Source organism: Phyllobacterium bourgognense, assembly GCF_003337575.1.
Lineage (GTDB): Bacteria > Pseudomonadota > Alphaproteobacteria > Rhizobiales > Rhizobiaceae > Phyllobacterium > Phyllobacterium bourgognense.
The window spans coordinates 1-18,217 of the sequence record NZ_QPJM01000019.1; the positions used below are offsets into that span (position 1 = coordinate 1).

Sequence of the window (18,217 nt, forward strand, 5' to 3'; positions counted from 1 at the left end):
GTCGAGAACATGAACAAAAGGGTGCGACGCTACCTGCCGCGCGACACCGATCTCTTGTCCCTTCCCCATCAATCCGTGCGATCAATCTGCGAGCGGCTCAACGCGACCCCGCGAAAGTGTCTTGACTACAGGACCCCGACCGAAGTGTTCAGGGAGCAGCTTGTTGAAATTGTATCGCTGCCGGAATAGCCTGCCCCACCCCGCCGTTGCATTTGAAATAGAACCCACACGGGGGTGGGTTCAGGTACGAAGTGCGGCCCTGCCGCACAGAGTCTCAAACCGTAGTAAATCGAAACAGTGGGGAAATCCGACAAATGAAGATCCTACATGCAATGGCAGTTGCGGTTCTGGTTTCTGGGTGTGCAGGTACGGCACAGCCCATCGCCATGACAGGCGATTTCGGACCCCAGACGCTGACTCTCATCAATTCCTATAGGACGAGCCATGGCCTGCCCCCGCTAGTCGTCAATGGCACGCTGAAAGCCCTGGCCCGGCAACATAGCCGGGAGCAAGCGGCCCGGGGAACTATCGGTCATGATGGGTTCCGCCAGAGATCAGCTCAAGCAAAAGCAGCCGGACTGAGCGGAGTGTGTACGGAAAACGTCGGAGTCAGATATAGGAGTGCACAGGCTCTTTTTTCGGGATGGAGGAATTCTGCAGGTCACAATACGAATCTGCTTCGACCAAACATGCGATACGCCGGAGTTTCAGTAGTCGGAGGTTACTCGACTTTCTTCGCTTGCGGATAACGGCAATTTCATTCGGCTGCAACGATTTGGCATGCGTCGATAATTCCCCGGATTTCGGCACGGCAGGAGCCGCAATTGGTCCCGGCCTTAAGGCGTTCGCCGATTGCTTCCACAGTACTGCAACCCTCATTGGCGGCAGTGGCAATCTCGTTGCGGCCGACCGAGAAACAGGCGCAGACAATTGCACCCTTGTCCGGCATGTCGCTGCCCGGTCGCCCGGCCAGAAGCTGGAAGCGTTGCCGTGCATCTGTGAATTTCCGCGTCAGTTGTTCGCTGGCCCAGCTGCGCGAAACAGTCACCGGTTCGCGCGCCACATAGAGCACGCCAAGCAGCCTCTCGCCATCGAATGCCGCGATGCGGTGCTGGTAGTCATGTGAATCGTGATAGGCAAGCAGTTCGATATCTGGCTCTGCCCGGAACAGGTTTCGCGCGTAGGCACTCCAGTCCCCGGGCTCGCTATGACCGGCCAATTCGAGCCGGTAACCTCCATCCGCCCTGGCCAAGGCCCAATATTCCGCATCGGGCAGAGGCTTATGATGCAAGATGGCAAAGCCATACCAGCGAGCGGCGAACGGTTTGATCGCGACGCGTGCCATCTTCAAAGCCGGCTGTCCGGAAACCGGATCGACATTCGCGGTAACCAGCCTGTCCACCCGCGCATTGCCGGTAAATTGCCCGTTCCAGTGCATGGGCACGAAGATATTGCCCCTCGCCTGCCGTTCCGTCAGCAATGCCCGGACGACGATCTTGCCATGATCGTTACTGAGTTTGACCAGACTGGCGTCGGCAATGCCCTGCTCTGCGGCATCGAGCGGATTGATCTCGGCAAAAGGTTCGGCGAAGTGGGCGGAAAGACGCGCGCTTTTTCCCGTGCGGGTCATGGTATGCCAATGATCGCGAACACGGCCCGTATTCAGCGTGAAGGCAAAGAGCGGGTCGATTGCTTCCTCATTCGCCGGTCGCACCGCAATAAAGTGTGCGCGTTGGTCTTGCGTATAAAACCCGCCTTGCCCGAAGAAGCGCTTTTCGGTCGCAGGCTCATCCCTGCCCTGCGGCCACTGAAATGGCGAAAGTGCATCGTAGTCCGTGCCTGTTATGGCGGAATGCGCGCTGATGTCGAAGTCGCGGCGGCCGTGATTTTCGTGGCCCGAAAGCGCTGCATGCTCGGCAAATATCTGGGCTGCGTTTTCATAGGGAAAGCCCGCGGCGAATCCCATGCGCCAGGCCACCTGTGTAATAATCCACCAGTCGGGCTTCGCCTCGCCCGGCAGCGGCAGGAACGCACGCTGCCTGCTGATGCGGCGTTCGGAGTTTGTGACGGTGCCATCTTTCTCGCCCCAACCGGCCGCCGGCAAAAGCACATCGGCATAGCATGTCGTATCCGTCATCGCATTGATGTCGGAAACAACGACGAAAGGACAGGTCTTCAAGGCTTCGATGACCAGATCCGCCTCCGGCATCGAATCCACCGGATTGGTCGCCATGATCCACAGCGCTTTGATCTTCCCCGCCCGCGCTGCATCGAAAAGATCGACAGCCTTCAGTCCCGGCTCCGACGCAATGGTCGGAGCGTCCCAGAACTCCTGCACGAGCTGGCGGTGCCCGGCATCTTCCAGATGCATATGGCCCGCCAGCATGTTCGCCAGTCCGCCAACCTCGCGGCCACCCATGGCGTTGGGCTGACCGGTTATCGAAAACGGCCCCATACCGGGGCGACCGATGCGACCCGTTGCCAGATGGCAGTTGATAATGGCATTGACCTTGTCGGTGCCGCTGACGGATTGATTCACACCCTGGCTGTAAACCGTCACGCTTCGCTCGGTTCGCGTGAACAGTTCAAAAAACGCACGAAGTTCTTCGGGAGAGATCCCGGTCCGGGCGGCAATGCTGCGCAGATCGTGACTGTTGGCGATAGCCAATGCCGCATCGAACCCCGACGTGTACCGCTCAACATAGTTCCGGTCCACCGCGCCTTGTGCCGCCAAAAACCCAAGCAGACCGACGAACAGTGCCGTATCGCCATCCGGTTTTATTTTGAGATGTATGTCGGCGATATCGGCGGTCATGGTGCGGCGCGGATCGATAAGCACGACACGCATCTCCGGACGCCTGATCTTTGCCGCCGCGATCCGCTGATAGAGCACAGGATGGCACCAGGCAAGATTGGAGCCGGTCAGGATGATGAGATCGGCGAGTTCCAGATCCTCATAGGTTCCGGGAACCGTGTCCGACCCGAAAGCGCGCCTGTGTCCCGCCACCGAAGACGACATGCACAGCCGTGAATTAGTGTCGATATTGGCCGAACCGATAAAACCCTTCATCAGCTTGTTGGCGACATAATAATCTTCGGTCAAGAGTTGGCCGGAGACATAGAAGGCTACGCTGTCTGGGCCATGTTCGCTTATGGTTTCGGTAAAGCGGCTTGCCACGAGATCGAGCGCCGTATCCCAGCTTGCGGGCTTGCCCCCGATCTGCGGTTCGAGCAGCCGCCCTTCCAGATCGACGGTCTCGCCAAGAGCGGAGCCTTTCGAGCAAAGACGCCCGAAATTGGCAGGGTGCTGGGGATCACCCCTGATGCCGATGGCTCCGCTCTCCTCCCTTGTGGCGAGAACGCCGCAACCCACTCCGCAATAGGCGCAGGTGGTGCGAACGATGTTGGGAGATTCAAGCATTCTATTCCGCCGCCATGGCAGCGCGTTCAAGCAGGGCAAATATCCGCTCGCCATCGCGCTTTATCGCAATGGTTTTAACGCTGCCCTCATCGGCTCCAAGCGCCCGGCCGGTTTCCAGCGAGATCACCCAATTGTGCAGCGGGCAAGTCACCGAAGCTCCGTGGACGATCCCTTGGCTCAGCGGCCCACCCTTGTGCGGACAATGATCGTCGATGGCGAAGACCTGATCCTCCATCGTGCGGAATACCGCGATCTTGCCTTGCGGCGTCATCACACAGCGTGCGCCACGGCGGGGGATGTCGTTGAGCGCCCCGATTTCAATCCAGTCGTTCATGACGTTTCACTCCGCTGCTTGTTGGTAAGCGATGGTCGCCATAGGCTGGAACTCATGCTTGTCCACGCCGGACACACGCTCGGACCAGGGATCGACCTGGGCAAATCTCTGGCTGAAAACAAAACGGTCGAAATAGCCCTTGCGCTTATCCGCATCGCCCATGATCTGCCGGCGGATTTCATCAAGGCCGACACGCTTGGCCCATTTGTAGATCCGCTCCAGATAACGGCCCTGCTCGCGGTACATTTGGGCCAGTGCCACCACATGCTCCAGCGCCTCATCTTCCGTATGGACCAGCCCCAGGACCTCCGTCCCCTTGATATCGAGCCCGGCCGCCCCGGCAAAATGGATCTCGAAACCGGAATCGACGCAGATAATTCCGATGTCCTTGCAGGTCGCCTCGGCGCAATTGCGCGGACAGCCGGATACCGCCATTTTCAGTTTGGCTGGCGTCCACGATCCCCACATGAACTTCTCGATGCGGATGCCCAGTCCAGTGGAATCCTGCGTACCGAACCGGCACCAGTCCGTCCCGACGCAGGTTTTCACGGTGCGCAGACCCTTGGCATAGGCCTGGCCCGAGACGAAACCGGCCTTGCCGAGATCGGCCCAGACGGCGGGCAAATCTTCTTTCTTGATGCCCAGCATGTCGATGCGCTGACCACCGGTTACCTTCACCGCCGGTATCTCGAATTTATCGACGACATCGGCAATGGCACGCAATTCCTTCGCACTGGTCATGCCGCCCCACATGCGCGGAACGACCGAATAGGTTCCGTCTTTCTGGATATTGGCGTGGACGCGCTCATTGATGAAACGCGACTGGTAATCGTCGGCATATTCATCCGGCCAATCGGAGACGAGATAATAGTTCAATGCCGGGCGGCACTTGGCGCAGCCGCAGGAGGTCTTCCACTCAAGCTCCTGCATGACAGCGGGAATCGATTTCAGACCCTTCGCCTTGATCAGGCGACGCACATCGTCATGGCCGAGATCGGTGCAGCTGCACATCGGCGTGACTGCAGAAGGGTTATAACTATCGCCCAATGTTAGCGACAACAGCTGCTCGACAAGGCCGGTACAACTCCCGCAAGAGGCGGAAGCCTTGGTATGGGCACGCACGTCGTCAAGCGATGTCAGGCCTTTGCCTGTGATGGCGCCGGTGATCTTTCCCTTACAAATGCCGTTGCAACCGCAGATTTCCGCATCATCTGGCAAGGCTGCAACGGCCGCCATAGGGTCCAGCGGGGACCCTCCTTGATAGGACTGGCCGAAAATCAGGGTGTCGCGCATCTCCGAAATGTCGGTGCGCTTTTTGGTGAGATCGTGGAACCAGGCACCATCGGACGTTTCGCCGTACAGGACTGTCCCGATGATCCGGTCATCCTTGAGGACAAGGCGCTTGTAAACGCCGGCAGAAGCATCCCGCAACACAATTTCCTGGCGATCATCGCCCTCCCCGAGATCGCCGACCGAAAAGACGTTGATGCCGGTGACCTTCAGTTTGGTCGGCGTTTCGCTATGAACAAAGGCTGCTTCGCTGTTTCCTGCAAGCTGCGAAGCAACCACCCGCGCCATTTCATAGAGCGGCGCTACGAGCCCATAGCATTGACCGCCGACTTCCGCGCATTCGCCAATAGCAAAGATGTCCGGATCGGACGTGCGCATGCCGGAATCCGTGACAATGCCGCGATTGCATTCAAGTCCCGCCTCCTGGGCGAGCGAACCACTTGGCCGGATCCCGACGGCCATAACCACAAGATCGGCGGGGAGGATGGTGCCATCGGCAAGCAACACGCCTTCGACCTTCTTTTCCCCAATAATCTCCTTGGTGCTGGCCTTGGTGAGGACCTTGATACCCCGCGCTTCAACCGCCTTTTCGAGGAGATAGCCTGCCGCCGGATCGAGCTGCCGTTCCATCAATGTCGGCATGACATGCAGGACCGTCACATCCATATCGCGCGATTTGAGTCCAGCCGCCGCTTCGAGACCGAGCAATCCGCCACCGATGACGATGGCCCTCGCCCGCGATTGCGCCGCAAGCAACATAGCGTTGACGTCGTCAAGGTCGCGATAGGTCAATACGCCGGGAAGATCCTTGCCGGGCAGGGGCAATATGAATGGCAAAGAGCCGGTGGCGATCAGCAACTTGTCGTAAGGTTCGGTCGTTCCCGCATCGGAAGTAACCGTTTTGGCAACGCGGTCGATATTGACCACCTTGTGGCCTTTGTACAGCATGATTCCATGCTTGATGTACCAGCCGTCGCCATGGATGATGATTTCCTCGAATTCCTTTTCGCCGGAAAGCACCGGCGAGAGCATGATCCGATCATAATTGACACGTGGTTCGGCGTTGAAGATCGTCACGTCATAAGCGTCGGGCGCCAGTTCGAACAAATGTTCCAGCGCACGCCCCGGTGCCATGCCGTTGCCGATGATAACCAGCTTCTGCTTTTTCTCGTATGCTTCCATCTCACGCAGCCTCCACGAGCCGATGACGTTCGTAGAGGAACTTCAGCACTGCCGAGCGGCAGCGAATATAGGTAGCGTCCGACGCAAGTTCGATGCGGCGGCGCGGACGAACAAGCGGTACGTCCAGGACTTCTCCGATCTTGGCCGATGGTCCGTTGGTCATCATGACAATGCGATCAGAGAGAAGCACCGCTTCATCCACGTCGTGGGTGATCATCAGTACGGTATTGGCAAGTTCGGCGTGAATCTGCATGACCTGATCCTGCAGATGGGCGCGCGTCAGTGCGTCGAGGGCTCCGAACGGCTCGTCGAGCAGCAAGACTTTCGGCTCCATCGCCAATGCCCGAGCAATGCCGACACGCTGCTTCATGCCGCCCGATATTTCCGACGGGCGCTTGTCCTTGGCATGAACCATTTGAACCAGTTCGAGGTTGCGCATGGTCCACTCATGCCGCTCGACCCGGCTTTTAATACGTGAGAAAACCTTGTCCACAGCCAGTTTGACGTTCTCATAAACTGTCAGCCAGGGAAGCAGAGAATGGTTCTGAAACACCACCGCCCGGTCCGGTCCCGGTGCATCGACGACAGCCCCCTCAAGAAGCACCACGCCGCGCGTTGCCTCTGTCAAGCCCGCCACGATGTTGAGCAGCGTCGATTTCCCGCAACCGGAATGGCCGATAATCGATATGAACTCACCTTTGTCGACGTCGAGAGAGACCTGGTTCAGAACTTGTGTGCTCGCACCACCGCGACTGAACACCATGTCGATCTGTTCGAGCGAGAGATAGGGTTTTGACATGATTATTTCCTTCAGGCGCTGAGCGTGTTGCGGGTGACGACTTTGGCAATGGACGCAATGGCACGATCAAGCAGATAGCCAACGATGCCGACATAGATGAGCGCGAGAATGATGTCGCTTATGCGCGAGGAGTTCCACGCGTCCCAGATGAAGAAGCCGATGCCGACACCACCAATGAGCATTTCGGCAGCGACAATGGCGAGCCAGGACAGACCGATACCGATACGCAAACCCGTGAAGATGTATGGTGCGGCCGCCGGGATCATGATCTTGGTGAAGTACTCGAACTGATTGAGACGCAGCACCCTTGCAACGTTCCGGTAATCCTGCGGAATATTGCGGATACCAACCGCCGTATTGATGATGATCGGCCAGATGGCCGTAATGAAAATCACGAAAATTGCGGAGGGACTACCGTCCTTGAAGGCTGCCAATGATAGCGGCAGCCAGGCAAGTGGTGGAACGGTGCGCAAAACCTGGAAGATCGGATCAAGACCGCGCATCGCCCAGTCGCTCTGGCCTACCAGCGCACCAAGAGCGATCCCTGCGATTGCCGCAAGGCAATAACCGAGGGCCACGCGCTTGAGACTGGCGAAGATGTGCCAGAACAGACCCTGGTCAACGCCTTGCCCAACATAGAATGGATGGACAATCAATTCCCAGGTTTCGGAGACAACGCGCGACGGCGGGGGAACACTCGCCGTTGGCGAGGAGCAGATGACTTCCCAAAGAACCAGCAGAAACGCCAGCGTTACCAGCGGCGGCAAGATATGTCCTGCAAGGGCGGAGAGCCACTGCGGAAAGCGCCGCCGAGCAACAGATGATCTCGGAGTGCTCAAAGTGACGACCTTTGCTTGGGGGTGTGGCTGTTTTTGTGGATTCATCCGTACGGGGCTGGCAGTCATACCGGTTCCTTTAGGCAAAACGTTTGATGTCGAGGCTGGCGAGATAGGTCTGCGGGTTGTCCGGATCGAAGACCTTGCCATCGAAAAAGGTCTCAGCACCTCGCGATGTCGAAGCTGGGATATCCGTTGCAGCAACGCCAAGGGCTGATGCCGCCTCGCGCCAGAGATCCTCCCGGTTGACCTTGCCAACCAATGCGTTGATGTCCGTATCCGGCGCAAATTTGCCCCAGCGGATATTCTCGGTCAGGAACCATTTTTCATGGCTCTGAAACGGATAAGAAGCGTGATCGCGCCAGAATTTCATCAAATGCGGGCTGGCTGTCTCGACACGCCCGGAGCCATAGTCGTACTCGCCCTTCAACCGTCCGGCGATATCAGTAGCGGGAACATTGAACCAGGCACGCTTGCCGACGATTGCAGCCAGTTCGTCCTTGTTCGCCATGTCGTCAGCCCATTGCTGGGCTTCGAGGACGGCCATCAGCAGTGCCCTGGTCGCAATGGGATTTTTCTCGACCCAATCGGCACGCATGGCGAAAGATTTTTCCGGATGCTTGGACCAGATTTCCGCCGTATTGATTGCTGTGTAACCGATGCCCTGGTTGACGAGCTGGGCATTCCACGGCTCACCCACACAGAAACAGTCCATCGTGCCGACTTTCATATTGGCGACCATTTGCGGCGGTGGAACCACGATGGTTTCGACATCCTTGTCGGGGTCGATACCCCCGGCTGCGAGCCAGTAACGAATCCAGAGGTCATGTGTACCGCCCGGGAATGTCATTGCGGCCTTGGCTGGGCTGCCTTCTGCCTTCTTCTTGGCAAAAGCCTCTTTCAGTGCACCGGAGTTGGCACCGACCTTCAGATCCGCGTAGGCAGACCCAATGGAAATTGCCTGCGCGTCGAGATTGAGCCGCGCAAGAATGACCATCGGTAGAGGCTGATTGTTCTGTGTAACCTTGCCGGTACTGATAAGGTACGGCATCGGGGTGAGGATATGTGCGCCGTCAATACCGTTACCGGCCGAACCCAATACGAGATTGTCACGTGTAGTGCCCCAGGAGGCCTGCTTGACTACCTCGACATCCGGCATGCCATATTTTGCGAAGAGGCCTTTTTCTTTGGCGACGATTAGTGGCGCAGAATCGGTGAGCGCAATGAAGCCAAGCGTTGCCTTTGTCGTCTCGGGACCGGCAGCTGCCGCAAAAGCGCCACCAGGAAAAGCAGATTTGGCGGCAGCAAACAGTGCCAACGTTCCGCCCGCTTTCAGAAGGTTTCGTCTGTGCATGCCAGTCGACAGAATGTCTTTCATAGTATTTCCCCTGAAACGCGTCGGCCTTTGCGGCCGGTTGAATCATAAAAAAACGCCGCTGGATGGAGTGCATTACAGGCATACCTGCAGAATGAACTCGCCCGAGCGACGTCTGTGTCTTTGAAAGCACCCGATGCCGGTGCCTGCGGTTCCTGTCGTCATTGACGGAACAAAATTATCAATGCAAACCGCGTGCCAACTCTTAATAAAAATAGCAACTAGCTGAAAAAGTTACATATTTTTTGTTTAGCCTTGCAAGACGCGAAGGGCCTACGAATGTTTAAAGCAATAGATTTGTGCAGATGACGTCAGTCGAGTGCGAATTTATTGTGCACAGCACAAAACATGTGCGGCACTAAACATCACTCTGGTCCGTGGTTCCGGCGCCGGTATTCCGAATTGGGGAACGTGCAACATAGCCACGAATATCTTCTGGATCGAACGTGGCGCCATCGATAAACACGTCATCCTCAGCGTTTCCCTCGATACGCACATCCGTCACGGGGATATCGGCGCGGCTTCCAAGCGCGCTGCGATATAGATCCGGCCGGAAGGCTGAAGCAACCTGCCGATGGGCTTCCGGCGAATAGGTGACCTGTCCCCAACGCACCATCTGGCTGAATATCCATTGAGCCTGGCTGATCCACGGGAAATTTGCGCCTTGGCGATGGAAGGTAAAATAATCCGGAACAGTCCGCTCGATCCCGTTCGGATCAGTCGTGAACCGTCCCATAAGCACCCGATGGAGAATGTCGAAGGGCACGTCGAGATAACGGGGTTCCGCCAAGATTTGCGCCAGGTCACGCCGGTTGTCCAAAACATCGCACCATGCTGCCGCGCGATCGAGCGCCACAATCAGCCGGGATAATGTCTCGGGATTCTGCTCCGCCCATTCCGGTCTGGCCCCGATGACCTTTTCCGGACTTGAAGGCCAGATGTCTTCCTTGACGGCAACGATGCGTCCAACTTCGCGCGACACTGCCACCATATTCCACGGTGCCCCTACACAGAACCCGTCGATCGCTCCCGCGGATAGGGCATCGGATGTCATCGGCGGTGGTACCACGACCAGTTTTACATCCTCTTCCGGATGAATACCGCCAGCAGAGAGCCAATAGCGCAGTTCATAATTATGCGAGGAGAACGGATAGGTCATCCCCAAGACCGGCAAAGCCTCGCTTTTTGCCCGCATCTCCTCGATTACCAGCTTGAGGGCTTTGGCATTGGTCAGGGCATCTTCATGTCCGGCAAGACCTGCCTTTTCCTGCATACGACGATAGAGCTCTACGGAAAGCGTAATGGCGTTACCGCCACGGCCGAGCATGAAAGGAGCAATCGTCGGAGATGGATTGGACCCAAGACCCAGCGCTGAGGCAACCGGCATCGGAGCCAGCATATGGGCGATATCGAACTGGCGGAACGCCAGCCGGTCGCGGATATTGGCCCATGAGACATCCTTGACCAGATCGATCTGGATACCTTCGCGAGCGGCAAATCCAAACTCCGAAGCGGCAATGAGAACAGCGGCATCGACGAGGGGGATGAAGCCGGCGCGAACCAGCTTGGCACTTTCCGTGCGGATCGTGGCAGGAGCTGTTAGCCCGCTCTTGTACTGATCAATTCCGGTCGGGATGAAACTCATTCTGGCTTTTCCTAACTTCCCAGAATTGCCGCCGCCATGACGACGCTTTGGGCAATATCGGCAAGTTTCTTCTTTTCGTTCATGGCTGTCTGACGCAAGAGCGCATAAGCCTCGTCTTCGGTTAATTTGCGCGATTTCATGAGGATTCCCTTGGCCCGGTCGATGATCTTGCGCTCCTCAAGGGCGCTCTTGGCGTCGGCCAGTTCCTGCTGCAACCGGCTGAACGCCTTGAACCGGCTCACAGCCATATCAAGGATAGGCTTCACGCGTTCTTTTCTCAGGCCATCGACCACATAGGCCGAAACGCCAGCTTCAACAGCCGCTTCAATGGATAAAGTATCCGAGCGATCCACAAACATGGCGATAGGCTTGCGTACCGAGCGCGTTAGCTGAAACAAATGCTCAAGCATATCGCGGTTGGGCGTTTCGATATCGATAACAATGACATCCGGACCGATAAGCTCTATCTGCCGCGCCAATCCGACAATGTCGTGGAGCAGCACAACTTGCGTGTGCCCCGCTTCCCGCAAGCCCTCTTCGATAATGGCGGCACGGATACGGTTTTCATCGAAAATCATGATCGACAAGGCAGCATTCATGCCTTATTTTTGCGCATGCATGAATATTGTGCAATGCTACATTAGGCCACACTGGGACCCAAACTGTGTAAAAGCCCGTCTAGCGAAGAGGGCCGTATTATTCGGCGGATGCTGGCTCGTGACCCGCACCAACGCTGTCGAAGCGGGCGAAAAGCTGGTGAACGATCTTCACCCGGTCTTCGTTGGGGTAGAACCTGTTGGCCAGGATCACGATGCCCATCCGCTTCTCTGGTACGAAAGCGACATAGGCGCCGAACCCGTTCGTCGATCCGGTCTTGTTGATGAGGACATCCTGACGAGGTGACATTGGAGGGCTTATCCGCTTGACGGGAAGCGCCGGCCTCGATGTTCTCTGGGAATTGCCCTCAAGCAGCGCGGGAAGCGCGACCGGATAGTCATATTGTTCCCATACGAGGTCCTGAGTCATCTCGCCGACCCTGAAATAACCCGCATGCGTATCCCTTATTGCGCGCTCCAGCTTTTCATCCAGGGACACGAGGTTCATATTTGCCTTGAGGAACTGGACCAGGTCAGCGGCCGTCGTTCGCACACCATAAGCCTCTGCTGACAAGACCGCATTACTCATGCGCACGGGCTTGCCCGCTTTCGTGTAACCTTGCGCATAATCCGCCATCCTGTCGCGCGGGACGTTAATATAGCTGTCGGCCATGCCCATCGGTCGAAACAGCTTCTGTTCGACCAGCGTAGGGAAATCCCCTTTCATGCTGTGCGCCGTTATGTAGCCGAGCATGCCGATGCTGGGGTTGGCATAGGTCCGATGCGTGCCGGGCAGATAAGCTGGCTGCCACTCCCTGAAATATTTCAGCATCTGCCGTTCGTTCTTGACGTTGTCCGGCACTTGCAGCGGAAAGCCTCCCGGGGTGTGCGTCGCGAGATGCAGAATTTCCACATCGCCAAAGGGACTGCCTTGCAGGGCTGGAACGTACTTGCCCGCCGGCTCCGTCAATGCGAGATCTCCGTTTGCTTGTGCGTAGGTGGCCAGCGTGGCGGTGAACGTCTTGCTGATCGAGCCGATCTCGAACAGCGTTTTGTCCGTTACCGGCTTGCTGCCTTCCTTCGTCATTCTGCCATAGTTGAAAATATAGGATTTCCCATCAAGAATTACCCCGACAGCCATGCCCGGAATATCGTACTGGCTCATGACCGGCCGCACGGCGTCATTTACCCAGACTTCGACCTCATCCCGTTGACTTTCCGTTGCGCCAACAGGTCTCGGCATTGTGGCGAAAACGAACGCAGTCAGGATCGGAGCCAGAAGTTTCAGATTCATCAGTTTTCATCCTTCGAGAATATCGATCCGGTGCCCAAGCATCCTCACGCCGCAGGCCTACACCCCGTTGACCAATGCGAGGATGAGCTGGTGGATATTTCCGCCTTCACTGAGTTCAGTTCGATCGAAATCACGGCTGCGCTGCCGCTGGGTTTGAGACAGTTCGGAAAGACGCTTCGTCATCTCCGCTCTGATCTTGGTACATTTAGGATCATCAGGCACAGACAAGCCGACCGTTGCAGTCTCGATTGACTTGACCATCTCGCGGATCATTTCGCCGTGCACCGCTTCATGACGGCGGATCCCGGCGATAAAGTTCTCCCAGTTTCTGGCGACGGCGTCCGGCAGCTTTCCCGCGGGCTTCGGTATCGTGTAGGTGATTACAAGTTTCGGCTTTGCGGAGACGAGCGTGCAGGCATTGCCCTGGTTCTCGTATTTCCTCGACCATGTCAGGCGGAAATTCGTGTGCGCGATTGCGCTTCCCTTGTCGCCGGCTCTTGGTCCCCTCTCCCCGATCGACGCGTAAAGTTCAGCACCGGATTCTCCTGAAACCGCATAGCTCTCTATTTTTTCGACTGCTTGCCACTCGGCATGTGCAATTTCAGGTAACAAGGCGCAACAGGCAGCCAGCAACGAAATTCGGACGACTGTTTTCACCAGAATCCCCCCGGATTGTCAAAATCGTGAAAATGACGCCTCAGCAATCGAGTTCGGCGCGCCCAGGAACTTGCTCCCTTCCGCCGGGGCGAAAGGGAGATATTGACAATACCGTCAATTCGCCGAGGCGAGTGTCATCGACGTGCCGGTGGCAGCAAGATTAAGACCAATCTGGCCCGTCACACTGATGGCCTGAAGATGGATCGAGCCTGCCGTGCCGCCAAAAAGCACATTGGTACCGATACCGGCGCCAACTGTCGCTTCCGCGGTGGCGCCGCGATAGATGCCGCCGAGCGAGCCATGATGGTAGCCGGCTGTCGGTGCGAACACGGCCCAGATAAGCCGGCTGCGTGTGGTGAAGCCAACGTCAACGCCGAGCTTCTTGATTGCGCCGCTGTAGTGGTCCGAACGTTCGCCGCTGAGGCTCGAGCGGAAATCGCACTCAATCTCCTTGGCCGAGCCAAGCACATAACCAATGCCGCCGCCAATAGTGCAATCGAGGTAACCGATCTTCACACCACTGTGCAGATCCGGTTCCTGATAGGTCCGGATGGTGTCCGCCGCCTTGGCAGCCATCGTGCCGGCGAGAGTCAGCGACGCTGCCGTAAGTGCCATCGCAAGAGTCTTCTTCATCATTTTCTCCTTTTTGGTATGACCGGTGCAACGCAATCGGTCGTTCAGCCGACAAACTCAGCAAGCTGTACAGGTCAACGGATGTGTGAGGGCGCAGTAGCAGACAGCCGCACAGTTCAGCGCCATTGGGACATTTTGAAGGCATCGCGCTGATTGGATTTGCTGTTCCACAATTCCCTCCTGTGCAGACATCTGGTCAAACGGCCCTGTTGGTAAAACGGGCATTTCCGAGGCCTGTGCCGATAGTCACCACGCCCCAACGCTTGACGTCCCGCATGAACGGAACCTGTGAGAGCCCCTGCACCACCGCATCGTTGTGCATGATTACAAAGGTGGGATGATCACCGATTTTCGGGATGGCTTCAGCGAGAGCCTCCGGAAGATTGAAACTCTTGCTCTCCCAATTCCCGCCGGGAAGATTTTGGCCGCCATTCGCGATGGAACCGTCCGGCATGATCGTACCTGGGCATGCAATTCCGATAACCGGAGCCGGCATGAGATCGGCCTTTTGCGCTTTGGCGATAAGGCGTTCCAACACGCTTACGATGTGCTCTACGGTTGCCGTGCGATTGGGCTCGTCATCGGCGTGGCGCCAAAGTTCCGATTTCCAAACCCTGGCTTTCGACAGATCCGCTTTGTCTTTGATCCGCGTTTCAACAATCCCTGCACGAATATTCGTTCCACCAATATCAACCGCCAGCAACGAATCGTGACCCTCGAGCATCCAGGCGGGCATGAGTTGTACTGCACCGATAAGTCCGGCTTCATCAGGATGATGCGCGATCGGCAAAAGCTCGATTTTCAAGCCATCCGATTTCAGCAACACCATCGCCCGGGCAATGGCCAATTCCCCGAAAGCGCTTTCTCTCATTCCCCCGCCAACAACGACGCGTTCAGTGTTTTTCCAGCTTTTTTCCTTCAGAAAACGGGCAAGCACCTGGGCGAGTTCGCCGGCGAAATCATCGACGGCACCGAGAACCAGCGCGGCCGCTTCCTTGTTCTTTCCCTGCACCAGCGCATCGATGTCTTTCTTCGACAAATCCTTTGTCGGCGTATCACCCAGCGGATCATCGCCGCCGTTTTTTATACGTTTGCGCCAATCGTCAAGTTTCTGCTGAAACGCGAATTTACTGGCCTTGTCGCCAATGAACCCATCCTTGTCGCGCAGCTTCAAATTGTAGCCGTCGACCGTGACTGACGGCAATGAAGCGGCGCCATGCGCAACTGGTACAAGATTATCCTGTTTCAAATTATCCTGGCGTTGCGACATGCCTGCCCCTTGCACAAAGTTTACGATCATCGTGACAGGAACGCTGCGGCTTGGACGAAGTTCCAGCCGGAACTTGCACTCACTTGTGATCGTGATCCTCATGAAAGGGGAGATCGAGGCCGAAAGTCGTAACAAGATCGGCGACCTGCGCAGGGCTGAGGTAGCGGGGGTTTAGGTTTCGCAGGAGGAGATAAAGCTTCGCCGTCTCCTCCAGCTCCTCGGTGGCAAAAACCGCGGCTTCAAGACTGTCGCCGGCCACGACGGGCCCATGATTCGCCAGAAGCACGGAGGAATATTTGCCCGCAAGGCCGCGGATCGCATCGGCAACCGCCGGATCGCCGGGACGGTAATAGGGCACGAGGGCGGTCTGACCGGACCGCATGAGGTAATAGGGCGTCATCGGCGGCAGCGCGGCGCGCGGATCGATCTCCGGCAGCATTGTCAGGGCAACGGCGTGCGTTGAATGAAGATGGACGACCGCGCGGGCGCTTGCGCGAGTCTCGTAAATGGCGCTGTGAAGCGGAATTTCCTTGGTGGGTGTATGGCCCGAAACCAGCGCCCCTGCCGCATCGAGACGAGAAAGCCGCGCCGGGTCAAGAAAGCCGAGCGAGGCATTCGTCGGTGTCACCAGCCAGCCGCCATCATCGAGCCGCAATGAAATATTGCCCGACGATCCGGGCGTCAGCCCCCGCTCGAACAGCGAGCGTCCGTATCGGCAGATTTCCTCACGCAGGCGTGCATCAGACATTCGAATCCTCCGGTGTCAGGCAGTTGCGCCTTCGATCAACTCAAAACCAAGATCGATAACCTGCGACGGCGCACTGTCCACGATGAGCTTTGCCGCCAACTGTCCGGTCGCGACGCGCGGCGTGCGTATCGTCGACAGGGCTTGCGGCATAACCCGGCCGAGATCAAGGCCATTATAGCCGAAAATCGCCAATTGGGAGGGGATGACAATTCCTCGCGCCAAACAGTGGAAATAGCCACCGAGCGCCATGTCATCGTTGGAAAAGTAGACCGCGTCCAGGTCGGGAGTTCTGGCCAGCAGGAGATCGAGACCCAAACGGCCTCTTTCGACAGACGAAGCTTCCCGATAGATTTGCTGGCCTGCAAGCGGCACGCCATTGGCACTCAATGTCTCGCAGAAGCTCGAATAACGTTTGCCGGCACGTGTATCGCGCTCGAGGTCATGGCCGACATAACCGATCCGGCGATAACCGCGCTTCAATAGAAACTCGGCGCTTGCACGGCCGGCGGCGCGGTTGGAGAAGCCAACGGCAAGATCCAGCGCAGTGCCATCCACATCGAGCATTTCCACGACCCGGCAATTGGCGGCGCGCAGCATCTTGATCGTGCGCCCGGTATGTTCATAGCCTGCCAGCATCACCGCCGCAGGCCGCCAGGCGAGCATGGAGGCGACCAGCGCCTCCTCCCTTGCGGGATCATAATCAGTGACCGCAAAAACCGCCTGATATTGATTTTCCTCCAGCGTCGCGCCCGCGCCTCTCAAAACATCGGCGAAAACGATATTGGACAGCGACGGTATGACAAAGGCGACCAGGCGAGACCCGGTCGAGGCCAGCGTACCGGCGATGCGGTTTGGCACATAACCCAGCCGCTCAACGGCGGTCATGACACGATCCCTTGTCTTTCCGGAATAAGAGCCATGGTTTCTTAAGACACGAGAAACCGTGCTTTCGCCAACGCCGGCCGCCTCGGCAACCTGCGCAAGTGTCACTGCCGCCTGATATCTGGAGGTCATCGTCCCTCTCGTATTCTTTCCAACACACGGTCGACTCCAAATTCCCTAGTAAAGTTTTTTTGGCAGCGCTACCATTTTATGGTTGGCAGCGCTGCCATTCGTGGTTTATCACATCTGGAGCGAGTGTTGGATCCCATAATGGGCGACTGGATGCCTGCCAGACCGGAGGATATTTTATGTCAAAGACCAATGCGGGCCGCCAAAATGCTGTTGTGGCGGCGGTAATCGGGCTTGGTTCCATGGGGATGGGAATGGCCAAATCCATGCACCGCGCTGGAATCGACGTGATTGGCTGCGACATTGCGCCCGCGGCAGTCAATAAGTTCATAGCCGATGGCGGGCGTGGCGCGACCACAGCCGCCGATGCTGCAAAAGGTGCGGACATCGTTGTGTCAGTGGTCGTCAATGGCGCGCAAACCGCGGCCATATTGTTCGGGCCAAATGGCATCGCCGATACAATGAAACCCGGCGCCGTGTTCATCTCGTCCGCGACGATGGATCCGGCCGTCGCACGGGATCTTGCGCAACGTGTCGAAGCTCTAGGCCTTCATTATCTGGATGCCCCGATATCCGGCGGCGCAGCAAAAGCGGCGAGCGGCGAACTCACGATCATGGCCTCAGGCTCCAGGCAGGCTTTCGAGCTTGCCCGCCCGGCTCTTGATGCCATGGCAGGCAAAGTCTACGAACTCGGCGATGCGGCCGGAGCCGGTGCAGCCTTCAAGATGGTCAACCAGCTTCTTGCCGGTGTGCACATCGCCGCCGCCTGCGAGGCAATAGCCTTCGCTGCCAAACAGGGGCTTGATCTCGACAAGGTGTACGAAGTGATCACTGCCTCCGCCGGCAACTCATGGATGTTCGAAAATCGCGTGCCCCACGTGCTGGCGGGAGACTATACACCGCTCAGCACTGTCGAGATTTTCGTCAAGGATCTTGGCATCGTCCAGGATATGGCGCGGGCAGAGCGCTATCCTGTGCCGCTCGTCGCCGCGGCTTTGCAGATGTATCTGGCAGCCTCCGGTGCCGGCATGGGTCACGATGATGACGCGTCTCTTGCACGGATATATGCCAGCCTGTCCGGTGCAAAACTGCCGGATGCGAAACCCAAGAGTTGAGAAGGAACGCG

At 57.3% G+C, this 18,217-nt stretch carries 16 protein-coding genes and 1 pseudogene; 3 read left to right on the forward strand and 14 right to left on the reverse strand.

The window, feature by feature from the left end; all coding sequences use genetic code 11:
• Window positions 1-189: pseudogene (locus tag C7476_RS28555) on the forward strand (IS30 family transposase); the annotation flags it as partial.
• 197 nt (window positions 190-386) lie between these two features.
• Window positions 387-749 carry a CAP domain-containing protein gene (locus tag C7476_RS23070; protein ID WP_245426505.1) on the forward strand — a complete coding sequence of 121 codons (363 nt, stop codon included), beginning with the start codon at window positions 387-389 and terminating at the stop codon, window positions 747-749.
• Window positions 750-757: 8 nt separating this feature from the next.
• Here the strand turns inward: C7476_RS23070 and C7476_RS23075 are convergent, their stop codons facing one another.
• The 14 genes from C7476_RS23075 to C7476_RS23140 form a co-directional block, all read right to left on the reverse strand.
• Window positions 758-3,421, reverse strand: coding sequence for a nitrate reductase (locus C7476_RS23075; protein ID WP_114432207.1), 2,664 nt, complete (start codon window positions 3,419-3,421; stop codon window positions 758-760).
• A 1-nt stretch (window position 3,422) separates the two neighbouring features.
• Window positions 3,423-3,755, reverse strand: coding sequence for a nitrite reductase small subunit NirD (gene nirD / locus C7476_RS23080; protein ID WP_114432208.1), 333 nt, complete (start codon window positions 3,753-3,755; stop codon window positions 3,423-3,425).
• Window positions 3,756-3,761: 6 nt separating this feature from the next.
• Window positions 3,762-6,227 (reverse strand): nitrite reductase large subunit NirB, encoded by a 2,466-nt coding sequence (gene nirB, locus C7476_RS23085; RefSeq protein WP_114432209.1) that lies wholly within the window; start codon window positions 6,225-6,227, stop codon window positions 3,762-3,764.
• 1 nt (window position 6,228) lies between these two features.
• Window positions 6,229-7,026, reverse strand: a complete 798-nt coding sequence (locus C7476_RS23090) for an ABC transporter ATP-binding protein (RefSeq protein WP_114432210.1) — start codon at window positions 7,024-7,026, stop codon at window positions 6,229-6,231.
• Between the two features lie 11 nt (window positions 7,027-7,037).
• Window positions 7,038-7,910 carry a nitrate ABC transporter permease gene (gene ntrB, locus C7476_RS23095; protein WP_425374024.1) on the reverse strand — a complete coding sequence of 291 codons (873 nt, stop codon included), beginning with the start codon at window positions 7,908-7,910 and terminating at the stop codon, window positions 7,038-7,040.
• 31 nt (window positions 7,911-7,941) lie between these two features.
• A complete protein-coding gene (locus C7476_RS23100; protein WP_114432212.1) occupies window positions 7,942-9,240 on the reverse strand; it encodes a CmpA/NrtA family ABC transporter substrate-binding protein in 1,299 nt (432 codons plus the stop codon).
• A 355-nt stretch (window positions 9,241-9,595) separates the two neighbouring features.
• Window positions 9,596-10,882: a CmpA/NrtA family ABC transporter substrate-binding protein gene (locus tag C7476_RS23105; RefSeq protein WP_114432213.1), complete on the reverse strand. Its 1,287-nt coding sequence runs from the start codon at window positions 10,880-10,882 to the stop codon at window positions 9,596-9,598.
• An 11-nt stretch (window positions 10,883-10,893) separates the two neighbouring features.
• Window positions 10,894-11,481: an ANTAR domain-containing response regulator gene (locus C7476_RS23110; protein ID WP_114432214.1), complete on the reverse strand. Its 588-nt coding sequence runs from the start codon at window positions 11,479-11,481 to the stop codon at window positions 10,894-10,896.
• A 97-nt stretch (window positions 11,482-11,578) separates the two neighbouring features.
• Window positions 11,579-12,772 carry a class C beta-lactamase gene (gene ampC / locus C7476_RS23115; protein ID WP_114432215.1) on the reverse strand — a complete coding sequence of 398 codons (1,194 nt, stop codon included), beginning with the start codon at window positions 12,770-12,772 and terminating at the stop codon, window positions 11,579-11,581.
• 57 nt (window positions 12,773-12,829) lie between these two features.
• A complete protein-coding gene (locus C7476_RS23120) occupies window positions 12,830-13,429 on the reverse strand; it encodes a DUF922 domain-containing Zn-dependent protease (RefSeq protein ID WP_114432216.1) in 600 nt (199 codons plus the stop codon).
• Window positions 13,430-13,543: 114 nt separating this feature from the next.
• Window positions 13,544-14,062, reverse strand: a complete 519-nt coding sequence (locus tag C7476_RS23125) for a DUF992 domain-containing protein (RefSeq protein ID WP_114432217.1) — start codon at window positions 14,060-14,062, stop codon at window positions 13,544-13,546.
• A gap of 196 nt (window positions 14,063-14,258) precedes the next feature.
• Entirely contained in the window at window positions 14,259-15,332 is a 1,074-nt protein-coding gene (locus C7476_RS23130) for an ROK family protein (protein ID WP_114432304.1), read from the reverse strand.
• A gap of 79 nt (window positions 15,333-15,411) precedes the next feature.
• Window positions 15,412-16,080, reverse strand: coding sequence for a 3-oxo-tetronate 4-phosphate decarboxylase (otnC, locus tag C7476_RS23135; protein WP_114432218.1), 669 nt, complete (start codon window positions 16,078-16,080; stop codon window positions 15,412-15,414).
• Between the two features lie 15 nt (window positions 16,081-16,095).
• Window positions 16,096-17,094: a LacI family DNA-binding transcriptional regulator gene (locus C7476_RS23140; protein WP_114432219.1), complete on the reverse strand. Its 999-nt coding sequence runs from the start codon at window positions 17,092-17,094 to the stop codon at window positions 16,096-16,098.
• 176 nt (window positions 17,095-17,270) lie between these two features.
• Here C7476_RS23140 and ltnD point away from each other — a divergent pair, with 176 nt between their 5' ends.
• Entirely contained in the window at window positions 17,271-18,206 is a 936-nt protein-coding gene (gene ltnD / locus C7476_RS23145) for an L-threonate dehydrogenase (RefSeq protein ID WP_114432220.1), read from the forward strand.
• The last annotated feature ends 11 nt before the right edge of the window (window positions 18,207-18,217 follow it).

Excerpts from the sequence above, each read along its gene's own strand:
- C7476_RS23070 (WP_245426505.1), top strand. The coding sequence starts at position 387 with ATGACAGGCGATTTCGGACCCCAGACGCTGACTCTCATCAATTCCTAT.
- C7476_RS23075 (WP_114432207.1), bottom strand. The coding sequence starts at position 3,421 with ATGCTTGAATCTCCCAACATCGTTCGCACCACCTGCGCCTATTGCGGA.
- nirD (WP_114432208.1), bottom strand. The coding sequence starts at position 3,755 with ATGAACGACTGGATTGAAATCGGGGCGCTCAACGACATCCCCCGCCGT.
- nirB (WP_114432209.1), bottom strand. The coding sequence starts at position 6,227 with ATGGAAGCATACGAGAAAAAGCAGAAGCTGGTTATCATCGGCAACGGC.
- C7476_RS23090 (WP_114432210.1), bottom strand. The coding sequence starts at position 7,026 with ATGTCAAAACCCTATCTCTCGCTCGAACAGATCGACATGGTGTTCAGT.
- ntrB (WP_425374024.1), bottom strand. The coding sequence starts at position 7,910 with ATGAATCCACAAAAACAGCCACACCCCCAAGCAAAGGTCGTCACTTTG.
- C7476_RS23100 (WP_114432212.1), bottom strand. The coding sequence starts at position 9,240 with ATGAAAGACATTCTGTCGACTGGCATGCACAGACGAAACCTTCTGAAA.
- C7476_RS23105 (WP_114432213.1), bottom strand. The coding sequence starts at position 10,882 with ATGAGTTTCATCCCGACCGGAATTGATCAGTACAAGAGCGGGCTAACA.
- C7476_RS23110 (WP_114432214.1), bottom strand. The coding sequence starts at position 11,481 with ATGAATGCTGCCTTGTCGATCATGATTTTCGATGAAAACCGTATCCGT.
- ampC (WP_114432215.1), bottom strand. The coding sequence starts at position 12,772 with ATGAATCTGAAACTTCTGGCTCCGATCCTGACTGCGTTCGTTTTCGCC.
- C7476_RS23125 (WP_114432217.1), bottom strand. The coding sequence starts at position 14,062 with ATGAAGAAGACTCTTGCGATGGCACTTACGGCAGCGTCGCTGACTCTC.
- C7476_RS23130 (WP_114432304.1), bottom strand. The coding sequence starts at position 15,332 with ATGTCGCAACGCCAGGATAATTTGAAACAGGATAATCTTGTACCAGTT.
- otnC (WP_114432218.1), bottom strand. The coding sequence starts at position 16,080 with ATGTCTGATGCACGCCTGCGTGAGGAAATCTGCCGATACGGACGCTCG.
- C7476_RS23140 (WP_114432219.1), bottom strand. The coding sequence starts at position 17,094 with ATGACCTCCAGATATCAGGCGGCAGTGACACTTGCGCAGGTTGCCGAG.
- ltnD (WP_114432220.1), top strand. The coding sequence starts at position 17,271 with ATGTCAAAGACCAATGCGGGCCGCCAAAATGCTGTTGTGGCGGCGGTA.